The organism is Hymenobacter setariae (assembly GCF_007713685.1).
GTDB classification, from domain to species: Bacteria; Bacteroidota; Bacteroidia; order Cytophagales; family Hymenobacteraceae; genus Hymenobacter; species Hymenobacter setariae.
Genome location: NZ_VMRJ01000006.1, coordinates 1 through 13,724 on the forward strand (window position 1 = coordinate 1; position 13,724 = coordinate 13,724).

The 13,724-nt window shown below is 58.1% G+C and carries 12 protein-coding genes; 6 read left to right on the forward strand and 6 right to left on the reverse strand.

The genetic code is table 11. From position 1 onward, the window contains the following. Window positions 1–194: 194 nt before the first annotated feature. Window positions 195–4,814: a translocation/assembly module TamB domain-containing protein gene (locus FNT36_RS20775; RefSeq protein WP_144851720.1), complete on the reverse strand. Its 4,620-nt coding sequence runs from the start codon at window positions 4,812–4,814 to the stop codon at window positions 195–197. Window positions 4,815–5,023: 209 nt separating this feature from the next. On the opposite strand from FNT36_RS20775, the gene tsaD reads away from it, so the two are divergent. The 3 genes from tsaD (at window position 5,024) to FNT36_RS20790 (ending at window position 7,425) form a co-directional block, all read left to right on the forward strand. Further along, window positions 5,024–6,028 (forward strand): tRNA (adenosine(37)-N6)-threonylcarbamoyltransferase complex transferase subunit TsaD, encoded by a 1,005-nt coding sequence (gene tsaD / locus FNT36_RS20780; RefSeq protein WP_144851722.1) that lies wholly within the window; start codon window positions 5,024–5,026, stop codon window positions 6,026–6,028. A 97-nt stretch (window positions 6,029–6,125) separates the two neighbouring features. Next, entirely contained in the window at window positions 6,126–6,584 is a 459-nt protein-coding gene (gene smpB, locus FNT36_RS20785; protein WP_144851724.1) for an SsrA-binding protein SmpB, read from the forward strand. A 43-nt stretch (window positions 6,585–6,627) separates the two neighbouring features. Then, the gene (locus FNT36_RS20790) at window positions 6,628–7,425 is read left to right on the forward strand and encodes a C40 family peptidase (RefSeq protein ID WP_233636114.1); all 798 of its coding nucleotides are present in this window, start codon (window positions 6,628–6,630) and stop codon (window positions 7,423–7,425) included. Window positions 7,426–7,457: 32 nt separating this feature from the next. On the opposite strand, the gene FNT36_RS20795 is transcribed toward FNT36_RS20790, so the two are convergent. After that, on the reverse strand, window positions 7,458–8,120 hold the full coding sequence (locus FNT36_RS20795) for a uracil-DNA glycosylase (protein WP_144851726.1): 663 nt from the start codon (window positions 8,118–8,120) through the stop codon (window positions 7,458–7,460). A gap of 135 nt (window positions 8,121–8,255) precedes the next feature. Between FNT36_RS20795 and apaG the strand changes: the two genes are divergently transcribed. Continuing rightward, the gene (gene apaG / locus FNT36_RS20800) at window positions 8,256–8,642 is read left to right on the forward strand and encodes a Co2+/Mg2+ efflux protein ApaG (RefSeq protein WP_144851728.1); all 387 of its coding nucleotides are present in this window, start codon (window positions 8,256–8,258) and stop codon (window positions 8,640–8,642) included. Between the two features lie 84 nt (window positions 8,643–8,726). Further along, window positions 8,727–9,512, forward strand: a complete 786-nt coding sequence (locus FNT36_RS20805; protein ID WP_144851729.1) for an O-methyltransferase — start codon at window positions 8,727–8,729, stop codon at window positions 9,510–9,512. Window positions 9,513–9,600: 88 nt separating this feature from the next. Here FNT36_RS20805 and kdsA read toward each other — a convergent pair whose 3' ends face one another. Both kdsA and FNT36_RS20815 read right to left on the reverse strand, forming a co-directional pair. Beyond that, window positions 9,601–10,461, reverse strand: coding sequence for a 3-deoxy-8-phosphooctulonate synthase (gene kdsA / locus FNT36_RS20810; RefSeq protein WP_144851731.1), 861 nt, complete (start codon window positions 10,459–10,461; stop codon window positions 9,601–9,603). Between the two features lie 69 nt (window positions 10,462–10,530). Further along, window positions 10,531–11,142 (reverse strand): methyltransferase domain-containing protein, encoded by a 612-nt coding sequence (locus FNT36_RS20815; RefSeq protein ID WP_144851733.1) that lies wholly within the window; start codon window positions 11,140–11,142, stop codon window positions 10,531–10,533. Window positions 11,143–11,273: 131 nt separating this feature from the next. Between FNT36_RS20815 and FNT36_RS20820 the strand changes: the two genes are divergently transcribed. Further along, window positions 11,274–12,227, forward strand: coding sequence for a hypothetical protein (locus tag FNT36_RS20820; protein ID WP_144851735.1), 954 nt, complete (start codon window positions 11,274–11,276; stop codon window positions 12,225–12,227). Window positions 12,228–12,384: 157 nt separating this feature from the next. On the opposite strand, the gene FNT36_RS20825 is transcribed toward FNT36_RS20820, so the two are convergent. Next, a complete protein-coding gene (locus FNT36_RS20825) occupies window positions 12,385–12,864 on the reverse strand; it encodes a hypothetical protein (RefSeq protein WP_144851737.1) in 480 nt (159 codons plus the stop codon). Between the two features lie 133 nt (window positions 12,865–12,997). Next, window positions 12,998–13,675: a hypothetical protein gene (locus FNT36_RS20830; RefSeq protein WP_144851739.1), complete on the reverse strand. Its 678-nt coding sequence runs from the start codon at window positions 13,673–13,675 to the stop codon at window positions 12,998–13,000. Window positions 13,676–13,724 lie beyond the last annotated feature (49 nt).

The following is a 13,724-nucleotide window of genomic DNA, read 5'->3' on the forward strand; positions in this document are numbered from 1 at the left end:
CGGTCCGTGCTGACTGCACGCTTCCAAACACGTCACTTCTTCCGAACTCAACTCGGTGGCAGGTCGTCGCATGCCGCAAGCTACCAATTGCGCACTATACGCTTACTTCTGTATGGCTACTTAGTGCCTAGGTAATCAGTACAACAACTGGAAGACTGTATGCAAGCACCAGGTACCAGGGCACCAAAAACTACCTATATATTCGTCTTAGGGTCTTCCTCTACGGTGAGCACTTCGCGTGCCCGCTGGCGGTTGCGTTGTCGGCGGGTCGGCGACTCGCGGCCAAATAGCTCACGTAGCGAGTTAAATTCTTCGGTGTGCAGCAGCGAAATACCGGCCCGTGCCTGATTCTGGTTTACGTTGTTGCCGAGGTCGCCGGTGCGTGGGGTGGTTTCGTAGCGCAGCTTGGCCCGGAACTTACCATCGGGCCGCAGGAAATACTCTAGGCTAAAATCGCCGAGCAGCGACGACTGGTTGGTGGTAGTGATGCCCGTCGAGGTATTGGTTGTGTAAGAGCTATTGCTGATGCCACCCTCGCGGGTCAGGCGCAGGCGGCCGTTCAGGAAGGAGTAGCTCAGGCGCACTTGCAGGGCTTGCAACTGGTCGGCGGTGAGGCCGTTGATGTTGAAGTCAATCTCCAGGTTTTGGTCAATCTGCGAGGTGAGAGCCCCGAGCTGCGACGAAATAATCTGACCTAGGCTGTTTTGCACCGCATTGCCCTGCCCACTGAGCGACACGCTGGTAAAAGCGTTCTGCTGCGACAGTGTGCGGAAAACCAAGAGGCTGAATACCTGCCGGTTCAGCTCCTGCTCGTCGTTGCGTAGCAGGGCAATAAAGGCGGCCAAGTCATTCTGGAGCGAGCTAGGGGCATCGTTAAACTCCAGCGCCAGCTTGATAACCGGCAGCAGCAGCGGTCCAGTCAGGTTCATTACGGCCGTGACGGGCACCACCGCCGAGCCGCTGCCTGTGCCAGGGCCAGTAGTGCTTTGCAAAACAGGCGCGAGCGAGGTGCGCTGAGTGTACGTTGCCGTCACGTTCATTTGCCCGTCGAGCGGGTCACCGTTCCAAGTGATAACCCCGCCCGGCCGCACCACAAACTCTTTATTTACCAAACCTTGCAAGGTGAAGTTGTAGGCGCCGCGCACAATCTCGACTTGGCCATACATGTTAAACTCGCCCCGCGTGTCGATGGCCAAGCGCAACTGCCCGGTGGCCGCGCCCCGAATTACATCGCCGGTGGCTTCGTCGAGCAAAATCTCGAGGTAGGCATCGGGCGTCACCGTCAGGTTCATATTGAGCTGAATGCCTGACAGGTCCACCTTATTCTGCGCGGCCAGCGCGGCAGCCGTGATGGCCTGCCGCCGCTTCACTGAATCAGGCAGGTTGCGATTTACAAACTTGATGTAGGTGGCTTGCTGAGCTTTAGCGGCATTATCGAGGGGTAGCGCCAAGCGCGTGCCCGCCTCCGACGTAGCGCGCACGTCTACTACCAGGTCATCAACTGGGCCGCGTACCGTGGCCGAGCCAGAGGCGTAAGCTGTGCCAAAATACAGGTCGTTGTCCTTGCGCGTGGTATTGAGGACCTGAAACTTACGGAACGCCGCCCGCAGGTTCAGGCTCATGTTTTGGAAGCCCTGGTGGTTAACTGCGCCATCTACAGTGCCCGTGTTGCCCTGGGCATCGCGCAGCTTGATGCCCGCCAGCAAGATGCTGGTATTGGTGAACGTGATGCGGTCGGCAAAGGTGTACGTGGTACCTAGGTAGCCAAATGTGAAGCGACCATTCTGCACATCTACCGCGCCCGTGAGGTTGGGTGCGCTAAACATCCCGGTTAGCATCAGTTCGCCTTGGCCCGTGCCACCAAGCTTGTCGAGAATGCCAGTGAGGAAGGGCTGTGCTAGCACCACGGGCGCGTCGTTGAGCCGGCCGGTGAGGTTAAACTGCTGGGTGGTTGACTTGGGCGCCAGGTAGCCCGTCACCGTGAGCACGCGTTGCTGCTGGCGGGCCACGTCAAGGTTCACGCGCAGCTGGCTGCTGGGGTTGTCCCAATCGCCGCGCCCGGCCACCTGCCCAATAGGCACGCCCTCGTATACCAAGGAGTCAACCGCCAGGGTGCTGTTGATAGCCAAGTCGTTATAAATGCCGCTTACCGACGCCTGCATGTTCAGGCGCCCCCCTAGGCGCTGGCCAATAACCGAGTTGAGCGTGCCTAGGTCGAAGTTGGCAATGTCGAGCTGCAAAGGCGGCTGGCGTGGGTCGGGCGAGATAATGCCCTGTGCGCTTAGCCGCTGGTTGCCGTTGCTGAGTACGAAGTTCTGAATATCGAGCCGCCGGCCGTAGTCGCTGATGCGTATCACGTTATCGGCCGCAATAGTGTATTCTTTATCAAGTAGATGTAAGCCGCTCTGGCGGAAAACTACCTCTACCACCCGCGGCAAAAACGAGAGTGCTCCATTGATAGTAGCGCGGTTGGTGGTGCCACTCTGGGCCAGCGAAGTCGAAAAATTGATGCGTTGCTGGTCCCACACGCCTTCCACCACAAATTTCTCGGTGTTACCCAGTCCTGGCACCTGCTGGCGCGCCGAGGTCACGCTGGCCTGGGCCAGTACCTCGGGCTTGTAAGGCAGCTTCGAGGTGGTGAAGTCAAACTCGGTGGCCACTGTGCGCACTGGCCCATACCAGATGCTATCAAACCGACCCCCAAGCTGCAAAATGGACGTTTCGCCCTGCCGGAAGGAACCGTCGATGCGGCTGTTATCCGAGACCTGCAAGTCAGGCATCAGCAGATTTAGCAGCGGATTGATGTGCTTGAAGTTCAAGTCAAAATCAATCTCGTAGTTGGGCAAGGCTTGTTGGCGTTTGCGCCGGTAATAAGCCGCCGTGGCGGCTTCGTTGCTCTCAAAATTGAGGCGATACTCGTGCCACAGGGTTTCGATATCGCGCCGCACGGCGTCTACCTCAAACCGACCGGTCGCCGTCACAGCCAGCAGCTCCGAGCGCAGGCTCACCTGGCGCTCGCCGCGGCTGCTACGGGTGCTGGTCACGTCAAGGGTATCAAGTTCAAGCGTTTGGCCCCGCAGCGTAAAGCGCGAGTTGCGCAGCCGAGCGTAGCCGAGCAGCGAGTCGAGCTGCGTGCCGCGCAGGTGCACTTGTGCATCGGTGCGCACTACAAGCGGCATGCTCAGTAAGCCTAGCGTGCCTAGGTTGGCCCGCCCGATGGCGGCAGTCACGTCTATCTTTTGGTGGCGCGGGTTCAGGTCAAATTCGCCGTTGGCGCTAAGCTGTACGGCGGGGTCATTGGCCGTTATTTTGCCCTTAAAGCCCTGCCCGGCAAAGTCGCCGTCGAGCGTCAGATTGTGGTAGCGGTAGCCGCTCAGCCAGATGGCGGGCACCGATACTACCGCGTGCCCCTTGGCCACGGGCGGCACAAAGCCGGTGCCGGTTACCTTCCCATTCAAGGTCACGTCCCGAATCACCGATTCATCACCTAGAAACTTACCTAGCTGGAAGGCGGTGCTTTGCACGTCGCCTTCGTACACCGCGTGGTCAAAGTCGCTCTTGGTTTTGAGGTTAAGGTCAGTCGAAACCTTACCTAGGGCGGTGTCAAACGAGGCGTTGGCCACAAAGTCAGTCACGTAGCCCACAAACTGGCCATTCAGTTTCACCAGCCCTAGGCGCTGCACCAGCGTGTTGGCCGAGCGCGGCAGCCAGCGGCGTAGGTCGGCCGCATCTACTTGCGAGGGCTTCAGGCGCAAGTCCATCAGGCTGGTGCGCCAGTTCGGGAGGTTGTCGGCGTGGGCGCGGGAAGCCACCACGTGGGTGCGCCGGCCATAGCGCACATCGAGGTTTTTAATTTGAAAATCACGCACGTAGCCCTTGGCGTCGCCCGAAATCTGGATGGAGTCCTTGAGCGTAGCCAGCTGCGGCGCAAACTTGGCGATGTCGTCGGTATAGACCTTGGCGCCGCGCAGCTGCGTAATGACTCGCATCGAGTCATTGAAGTCGGAGAAGTTGCCAAAGCGGTGATACTCAAAGCGCAGGTACTTCTGTAGCTGGCTGCGGCCCACGCGCAGCTTCAGGTCTTTGAAGTCCCAGAAATGCTCATTGTACTGAATATCAGCCGTGAGCTCGCGCAGGCGCGTTTGGGAAGGCACCTCAATGGCGCGCAGGCCCGCCACCCGGGCTCGCAGCGTATCGGTTTTGAAATTCAGCGCCGAAATATCGGCGTACACGCTGTCGACCTGCATGTGGGCGTAGTCGATGCTGCGGCCGTAGGCCGGGTCGCGGGGCGCGTCGGGCCGCTCCAGCTCAAAGTGGCCGTTGCGAATAGCCACGTCGTGCAGCTGAAAGTCAAAGGGCTTCGAATCTTTCTTGGTCGAGTCGGGCGGCCCAGCTAGGCGCTTTATGGCACTCAGAAACTGGTCGAGGGTGGTCGAGTCGGGCTGGCCTGCCACATCGCGAAGCGCAAAGCGAGGCTCCGTGAGTGTGAGCGTGCCCACGTGCAGGTGGCTAGGGTCGAAGACTGAAAATAGCTGAATGTCTGCGTCGGCCCGCCCAATGCTGAACAGCTCGCCCCCGCGGCGGTCGCGCACCCGCACGCCATCGAGTAGCACGTGCGAAAAAGGCCGCACATCTACCCCGGCAATTTCTACTACCTGCCCCAGCTTTTGGGTGAGCACGGCGGCGGCCTTTTGGGCCAGCCGCGTTTGCACGCTGGGCACGCGTAGGGCCACTAGCACGCCACCCACCAGCACCAGCCCGAGCACCAGCAGGCCGAAGACGATTCTGAGCAGAATGCGAAAAGCGCGACGCACGAATTAGAGCAAAAAGGAGTTATGAGCAGCTAGGCCCAGCTAGTAAAACGCAAAGGTGCGGCTTTTAGCGCACAGTGTCTCGGCAAACGCGACAGATAGTCGGCGGGTTCGCCCGACCTTTGCGACAGTTTTTAAGCAGTGAGCCTGAAAAATGGTTGTTCTTGGTCGTGCTTCCTCGCAAGGACAATACCAGATTACGTTATTTACTAATGTCTATTACTCTTCTCGCCATCGAATCGAGCTGCGACGACACAGGTGCCGCTGTATTTCGCAATGGGCAGCTACTCAGTAATGTAGTAGCCGGCCAGGCCGTGCACGAGCAGTATGGCGGCGTGGTGCCCGAGCTAGCCTCGCGGGCGCACCAGCAGCATTTGCTGCCCGTAGTGACAGCCGCGCTGCGTCGCGCTGGCATCGAAAAAACCGACCTAGACGCTGTGGCCGTCACCCAGGGCCCCGGCCTGCTCGGGTCCTTATTAGTAGGTAATCTATTTGCCAAGAGCTTCGCGCTGGCCCTAGGCAAGCCCCTGCTAGCTGTCAACCACATGCGGGCGCACATTCTGGCGCACTTCATTCGGGAGCCCAAGCCGGCTTTTCCATTTCTGTGCCTCACCGTGAGCGGCGGCCATACGCAGCTGGTGGTAGTTCGCAGTGCCTTGGATATGGAAATCCTAGGTCAGACAATTGACGACGCGGCGGGCGAGGCGTTCGACAAAACCGCTAAGCTACTGGGCTTGCCTTACCCCGGCGGCCCCCGCCTCGACAAGCTAGCCCAAACCGGCAACCCCCGGCGTTTTACTTTTCCCGAAGGGGCGCTCGATGGCTATAATTTTTCGTTTAGCGGCCTCAAAACGTCGGTGCTGTATTTCTTGAAGAAAGAAACGGCCGCCAATCCTAAGTTCGTCGAAGAAAACCTCGCCGACCTTTGCGCCAGCATTCAGCACACCATTGTGCAAACGCTGCTCAAGCAATTGAAGAAAGCGGCGCAGGCCACTGGGTTGCGCCAAGTGGCCTTGGCTGGCGGTGTAGCTGCCAACTCAGGCCTGCGCCAGGGCTTGCAAGTATTGGCGCAGCAAGAAGGTTGGGAGGTATTTATTCCTGACTTCGAGTTTTGCACCGATAATGCCGCCATGGTAGGCCAAGCGGCACTGTTTCAGTATGAAGCCGGCGACTTTGCCAGCCAGCTCACCAGCCCCGACCCGCGGCTAAAACTATAAGTAAAGCGCAGAGGCACCTAGGTTGCTTCACCCGCGTAGCTAGCTTGCCGCTGGCAAGCGTAGCCACGCCATCCGTTAAATCCGTTTAATCCGCGGTATGAAAGACAAGACTCCCGCCAATATCAACATCCGCAACCGCCGCGCTAGCCACGAATACACGTTCTTGGCCAAGTACGACGCGGGCATGATGCTGCAAGGCACCGAAATAAAAAGCATCCGCGCCGGCGAGGCCAACCTGCAAGATGGCTATTGCACCTTCGACCATAAAGGTGACCTGTGGGTGCACAGCGTGCGCATAGCACCTTATACGCAAGGCACTTATAATAATCACGACGCCATGCGTGCCCGCAAGCTGCTGCTCACCAAGCGCGAGCTAAAGCAGCTCGCCGGCAAAAGCCAGGACGCGGGCCTCACCATCATTCCGCTTCGCTTGTTCGTGACCGACCGAGGCTTTGCCAAACTCGAAATTGCCCTGGCCCAAGGTAAAAAGCTGTTCGACAAGCGTGAAGACCTCAAAGCCAAAGACCAGAAGCGCGAAATGGAGCGGTTTCGCTAGGTAGCTTCGGCAAATACAATCTATTTATTTAGTACCCAAGAAATTGAACCACGGTATTTGCGCGCTCAGCGCCGTTCCCGTTCGGGCCGAGGCCAGCGACAAGGCCGAGCTAGTTACCGAGTTGCTATTTGGCGATTGCTACACCGTGCTGCTCACGCAGGGCAACTGGCTGCACATCGAAAGCGCCGCTGATAAGTACCAAGGCTGGATGGACTACAAGCAGCACCAGCCCGTGAGCCCGGCGTACTTCGAGGCATGGCAGGCGCAGGAGCACCCTAGGGCCCTCGACTTGGTGCAGGTGGTGTCAGATGCTGCTACGCGCCAGCCTATTACCGTTGGTTGCCGCCTGCCCTTCTTCGACGGCATGACGCTGAAAGTAGGCGATAAGTGCCTATTCTACAACGGCACGGCTACCAACCCTACGCAGCCTACCACCCCCGAGCGCCAGCTAGCCCTGCTGCGCAAGCTAGGCCAGCTCTACCTGCGGGCGCCCTACGTGTGGGGCGGCAAAAGCGTGTTCGGCCTTGATTGCTCGGGCCTCACGCAGCAACTCTTTGGCTTGCTTGGCGTGCAGCTGCCCCGCGATGCCTACCAGCAGATTGCCCTAGGCCAGCCCGTCGACTTTGTAACGCAGGCCCGCCCTGGCGACCTCGCCTTCTTCGAAAACGCCGAGGGCCGCATCGTGCACGTCGGCATTGTATTCGACGAAGGCCAAATCTTACATGCGCACGGCGAAGTGCGCCTTGACCCCCTCGACCACCACGGCATCTTTAACCGCGACCGGCAGAAGTACAGCCACAAGCTGCGCCTGATAAAGCGGGTGCTTCCTGCTAGCTCTTAGTGGACAGCCGCTAAGAGCTAGCAGTTAAAAAATCACCAGGTTATTGGCTGCTCGCCATGCTGCTCCAGCCAAGCGTTAGCCTTGCTGAATGGTTTGGAGCCGAAAAAGCCCCGGTCGGCAGAGTAAGGTGAGGGGTGCGCAGCCTTGAGCACCAAGTGTTTGCTAGTGTCAATGAGCTCATCCTTTTTTTGCGCGTAAGCGCCCCACAGGATGAACACCACGTGCGGCCGCCCCGCCGACACTTGCCGGATTACCTCGTCGGTAAATTCCTCCCAGCCTTTCTTCTGGTGTGAGCCTGGTGTGGCCGCGCGCACCGTGAGGGTAGCATTGAGCAGCAATACGCCTTGCTGAGCCCAGCGGTCGAGGTTACCGTTGGCCGGCGCTGGCGTGCCGGGTATGTCGTCTTGCAGTTCCTTAAAGATATTTTGCAGCGAAGGCGGCGTGCGCACGCCTTCATTTACCGAAAAGGCGAGGCCGTGCGCCTGGTTTTTGCCGTGGTAGGGGTCCTGCCCTAGGATGACGACCTTCACCTCATCGAAGGGGCAGGCATCGAAGGCGTGAAAAATCTGGGAGCCCAGGGGGTACACCGTGGTGGTGGCGTATTCGCCGCGCACCCACGCGGTTAGCTTCTGAAAATAAGGCTTTTCAAACTCGGCGGCGAGCACCGGCCGCCAGCTTTCGGCAATCTTGACCATAAAGGGAAGGGGAGGGGGAAGACAAAAAACAGAAAATAAAGCAGCACGCAAGCCGTTGGCAGCGTTAATTCGTATAAAACCAAAGTTTCCGGGCCGCTGTTGGCCTCGTAGCCTACCTTCGCATTGCCGCCGCTTATGCCTACTACCACTACGCAGGGCGTAACTGTTACGGTTACGACCAACTATCTGCCTGATTATTCTAGTCCTTCGCAAGAGCACTATGTATTTGCCTATCGCATTGATATTCGCAACGATAGCGAATACACTGTGAAACTGCTACGCCGCCACTGGTTTATCTCGGATGCCAACAGCACCGTGCGTGAAGTGGAGGGCGAAGGCGTGGTGGGCCGCCAGCCCGTGCTCGAGCCCGGCGAGTCGCACCAGTACATGAGCGGCTGTAACCTCAAGTCGGGCGTGGGCAAAATGCAGGGCACTTACCTCATGGAGCGCCTCGTCAACGGCGAACACTTCCAAGTCAATATCCCGGAGTTTACCCTGATGGTGCCTTACCGGATGAATTAATTTTTTAGTGCTTGGTGCGTAGCGCTCAGTGCCTGGTCTTCTGGTAGCCAAGTGCATAGCCCTAGGTGCCCAGCGCTAAGCACTATGCACCAAGTACTAGCTTACCTGCGTTTCTGGCTGCGTTCGGGCAATGCCCACGGCCTGCATTCGCCGTTTATCTACGGCCTCTACACCACAGTTATTTGCCACAGCGGCAAGTTTGGTGCGTTCGGCCCGATTGAAGCGCGTCGGCGCGAGCTCTTGCGCAGCACGCGGCGCATTGCCGTCACCGATTTTGGAGCTGGCTCGCAGGTGGCGGGGGCCGGCGGCCGCGAGCGGCGGCTGCGCGACATTGCGCGCCACGCGGCCAAGCCGCCTAGGTTAGCGCAATTGCTGTTTCGGCTGGTCAACCATTTTCAACCGGCTACCATTTTGGAGCTTGGCACGTCGCTGGGCCTTACCACGGCTTATTTGGCCGCTGCCGACTCGCGCAACCAAGTCATTACCTTCGAGGGCTGCCCCAACACAGCGGCAGTGGCCCGCGAAACTTTCGAAAAGCTGCACCTAGGCAACGTGCAGCTCGTGACCGGCAACCTCGACCAGACGTTGCCCGCCACACTCGCCGAGCTAGCCAAACCCGTCGATTTCGTGTTCTTCGACGGCAATCACCGCTACGAGCCTACGCTGCGCTACTTCGAGCAGTGCCTAAGTAAAGCACACGAAAACAGTGTGTTTGTGTTAGACGATATCCATTGGTCGGCCGAGATGGAGCAAGCCTGGGATGCCATTAAGGCTCATCCTGCTGTGACCGTAACCGTGGACTTGTTCTATGTAGGGCTCGTGTTCTTTCGCAAGAAGCAACCTAGGCAGGACTTCTGGCTGCGGCTCTGATGCCAATTCCTTAAAGCAAAAGGCCACCTAGGATTTTATTCCTAGGTAGCCTTTTTAGCTTTTTGCAAAGCCGAAGTAGGCAGTTTACCTATGCATTCAGCCCCTGTGGGTCAACGCCGCCGGTGGGGCGCAGCGCTTCGCGTATGCGGGTGAGGCGCTGCAAGAGGCCTTCGAGCTGGTCGAGGGGCAGCATGTTGGCGCCGTCGGAGAGGGCTGTGGCGGGCGTGGGGTGGGTCTCGATGAACAAGCCATCGGCCCCAACGGCAATGGCCGCTTTAGCGATGGTTTCGATGAGGGCGGGCTGGCCACCCGTCACGCCGCTGCTTTGGTTGGGCTGCTGTAGCGAGTGCGTCACGTCCATCACCACGGGCACGCCGAAGCTGCGCATGGTAGGTAGGTTGCGGAAGTCAACTACGAGGTCGCTGTAGCCAAAGGAGTTGCCGCGGTCGGTGAGAATAACGTTAGGGTTGCCGGCGCCTTGCACTTTGTCCATGGCCCAGCGCATGGCCTCGCCGTTTAGGAACTGGCCTTTCTTGATGTTTACAACCTTGCCGGTTTTGGCGGCGGCTACCAATAGCTCGGTCTGGCGGCAGAGGAAAGCCGGAATTTGCAGCACATCCACATACTCGGCGGCCAGGGCTGCCTCGTCCGATTCGTGAATGTCGGTGACGGTGGGCACGCCAATCTCGCGGCCTACTTTCTGCAAGATGCGCAGTGCCGTTTCGTCGCCAATGCCCGTGAAGGAGTCGAGCCGCGAGCGGTTGGCCTTGCGATACGAGCCCTTAAAAATGTACGGAATCTGGAGCTTATCGGTGATGTGTTTTACGCGCTCGGCTATGCGCAGCGCCATGTCTTCGCCCTCGATGACGCAGGGGCCCGCCATCAAAAAAAACTGACCAGAGTTGGTATTGCGGAAGTGAGGCAGGGTGTTGGCGAGGGAGGTAAGCATGGGCAAGTAGGTAATGACGAATTGAGTACGGCTGTTATGGCTGCGCGAGGCTTGCCATAAGTAGGGTGTTTACAGCTTCTGGAGGCAAATAAATAGCTCGCGGCCGGCGCGGGCGGGCAGCGAGTTGTGGGCAGTTTCGAAATGAATAAACCGGAAATACGGCTCGAAGTACGCTGCGTACTCTTCGCGGCTGCCGCCGAAAGGCGGCTCGGTGGCCCCAGCAAACGGGGTGTCGAAGAGCAGCCCAACGAGTTTGCCGCCCGGCCGCAACAGCCGCGCGCACTGCTGGCCGTAGGCCGGCCGTAGGCTAGGGTGGAGGGCACAAAAGAAAGTCTGCTCGATTATCAAATCGAAGGTGTCAGCCTCACCTAGGGCAAAAAAGTCGGCCTGCCAAAGATGCTGGCGCGGGAAGTCGGGTACGCGGGCGGCTAGCTCGGCCAGAGGCTCGGGCGCTAGGTCGGCTACTACTACTTGTTGCAGCCCTAGGTGGTGCAAATACTCGGCTTCGTAGGCGCGGCCCGCGCCCGGAATAAGGATGCGTGGCTGCTGCTGCACGTCGAGCTGGTCGAAGTAAGCTTGCAGCGGTGGGGTGACGCGCCCGGCATCCCAGCCGGCGCGGCCGGGGGCCGTGTAGCGCGCCTGCCAATAGGCAGCATCGAAGGCCGGAGGAACCGTTTGCATAGCAGCAAAGTATAACGCAGATTAGGCGGAGTAGAAATAAACGCTATTTTTACCCGTTACAAAGGTAGCCGCCTTGCTTGGCGGCTGGCTCTTGTACGCATCTCTTTCACTTTTTTGGCCCACCTCCCCGCATGGAACCTCAGAACGAACAACCCGAACCCCGCCAGAATAACAGCCGCGTCCTGCTATGGGTGGCGCTAGTCCTCGTGCTGCTCGGTATCAACGGCGTCCTGTTTTACCTGAATACTCAGAAAAAGACTGAGAACGAGCAGCTTACCACGCAGGTGCAAGCAAAAGACGCCAAGCTGGAAGCTCAAATCAAGGAGTTTGAAGACCTGAAAGCTAACTACGAGCGCCAAAGCCAAGACCTGCAAAAGCTAGGCTTGAGCAATGACTCGCTGGTGGCTCGCATCGCGGGTATCAACGCCGATTTGCTGAAGTTGCGCTCGTTTAAGGCGGGCTCGTTTTCGCTGGCCCAGCAGAAGCAGTTTAAGCAGCGTGCGCTCAACCTAGAGAGCCAGCTGAAGAAAAAAGACGACGAAATTGCAGCGCTGAAAGCATCGAACGAAACGCTGTACACCGAAACGACGACGCTAAAGGAAAAGCAGAACAAGCTGACCGATACCATCAGCACGATTGCTAAGACCAACCGCGAGTTGAGCGATAAAGTCAATGTAGCCTCGCGCTTGCAAGCTGATAACATCCACGTAAGCATCCTGACCTCGAAGAATAAGGAGAAGGATGATGACAAAGAAGAATTCAAAGCCAAGCGCGTCGACCGCTTGAAAGTGACCTTCAACCTGGCTCGTAACGACGTGTCGCCGAAGGAAACCAAGCAGATTTACATGCGCATTCTAGAGCCTGACGGCGCTGCTCTTTACAACCTGAGCACCGGCGGCGGCACCTTCACCGTGGATGGCCAAGAGGCCTTCTACACCCAGAAGCAGGACGTAGTATTCGACAACACTAAACAGCCCCTGAATTTTGTGTACGCCAAAGGCGGTGACTACAAAATCGGCCAGCACACCGTGGAGCTGTACGAAGGCGGTGCCCTGATGGGCAAGACTACCTTCACGCTGAAATAGAAGTAAGTAGTTAGCAATACAAAAAGCCCTGCCACCTAGGTGGTAGGGCTTTTTTGTGCTTGTCCTCGGCCTGATGAACCGCTTTTGGGAGTCTGCAACGCAGACTCGAGAACCTAGGCATCTGAATACTGGCAGGCGTAAGCCAAACGCTGGATAGCTAATTAGCCGCGGTGGTTAAGCGGCGGGCAGTGGCTTCGAGGCGGCGCACGGCTTCGCTTTTTTCGGCTTCTGGGCTTTGCTTTTGTAGCACTTGTGCCGCGCCTTGCAGAAATACCACCGCTTTGCTGCGCGTGTAAACTAGCGGCGTAGGCTGGCTGGCACCTAGGGTAATGGCAAAGGTGCCAAACTTAGTGTCTTTGCTAGTTGGCTTATTAGCAGTAGCATAGCTTTCGGCGTAGCGTAGCAGTGGAGCAAATTCAGTTGCTGTAAGCAAGCACACATTCTGAAAAATGTAGCGGCCATCGAGGCCCTGAGCTGCATCGAGGGCGGGCTCTTGGGTAGTGAGGTATAAGTCCGGAATAGGCCGGCCTGCGGTGCCTAGGTGCGAGATTTTGATAAACGGCGCGTTAGGCGTTTGGGCCCAGCCGCTGAGGGCGGCCAGAAAAAACAGGCCGTAGAAGAACAATGATTTGAACATGGTAATGAAGCTAGAGCGGCGTGAGCGCCGCCCTAGGCCAAATATACCCGACTTTTACGCGCTCGTCTCGCCTAAAACCACTCGCTTAGCTTCAGCCGTTTCATGATTACTAACTCAGCCGCAAGAGTCGCCTTTAGGTTATTGGCTCCGCTAGCTTGGCCTGGGCTTGGTAGGTGACAGCAGCGCAGTCGGTGCCTTTGGTAATGGGGCCAAACGTGGTGCCTAGGTTATCAAAGGCATTATCGAAGGAGCCACGCACGAGCAGCAGTTGGTCATCCTTGTTGGCCTTGAGCAAGCGGGCCACCAAATTGAGGGCTAGGTCTGAGGTAGCTGTAATCAGAGCTGCCGGAGGGGCAGCTACTGCCGCCGCGGCCAGTAGGGCGGCGCGGGCGGCGTTAAACTGCTCATCTTGGCGAACTTCGTCGAGCAGCGCGCCAATGGCCCGCAGGTCGCTGTCGAGCTCGGTGAGCAGAATCCGATAATCGAGGTACTGCGGAATGCGTGGCGCCTGGGTCCGGTAAAGCGTAATGCCGCCTTCGCCAAGAGGGAGGTGAGACCACTTCTTCACTCCTTCAAACGTTTCCGAACACAGCTGAATGGGCTCAGCCGAAATACCATCGGTTACGATGGTGACGAGCTGCACCTCGGCCCGATTGAGCTCGCCATGCCGCTTAATGTGGACGTCTTGCAAAACCAAGCGCACGGCCTCCACCGATTGGGGCAAGCTACTGGCCGCAATGGTGCCGGCCAGCACCTCCCGGCGCAGGGCAGCCGAGGGCTCAAAGACAACGTCAGCTTCTAATAGGGTCATGGTCCTAAACAAAAAGTTGAAACTGCTGGCGACGACCTGCTGGTAGCGC

Bases quoted from the DNA above. Each gene is read 5' to 3' on its own strand.
- smpB (WP_144851724.1), top strand. From the start codon at position 6,126: ATGAAAGACAAGACTCCCGCCAATATCAACATCCGCAACCGCCGCGCT.
- FNT36_RS20825 (WP_144851737.1), bottom strand. From the start codon at position 12,864: ATGTTCAAATCATTGTTCTTCTACGGCCTGTTTTTTCTGGCCGCCCTC.
- apaG (WP_144851728.1), top strand. From the start codon at position 8,256: ATGCCTACTACCACTACGCAGGGCGTAACTGTTACGGTTACGACCAAC.
- tsaD (WP_144851722.1), top strand. From the start codon at position 5,024: ATGTCTATTACTCTTCTCGCCATCGAATCGAGCTGCGACGACACAGGT.
- FNT36_RS20830 (WP_144851739.1), bottom strand. From the start codon at position 13,675: ATGACCCTATTAGAAGCTGACGTTGTCTTTGAGCCCTCGGCTGCCCTG.
- FNT36_RS20820 (WP_144851735.1), top strand. From the start codon at position 11,274: ATGGAACCTCAGAACGAACAACCCGAACCCCGCCAGAATAACAGCCGC.
- kdsA (WP_144851731.1), bottom strand. From the start codon at position 10,461: ATGCTTACCTCCCTCGCCAACACCCTGCCTCACTTCCGCAATACCAAC.
- FNT36_RS20795 (WP_144851726.1), bottom strand. From the start codon at position 8,120: ATGGTCAAGATTGCCGAAAGCTGGCGGCCGGTGCTCGCCGCCGAGTTT.
- FNT36_RS20815 (WP_144851733.1), bottom strand. From the start codon at position 11,142: ATGCAAACGGTTCCTCCGGCCTTCGATGCTGCCTATTGGCAGGCGCGC.
- FNT36_RS20805 (WP_144851729.1), top strand. From the start codon at position 8,727: ATGCACCAAGTACTAGCTTACCTGCGTTTCTGGCTGCGTTCGGGCAAT.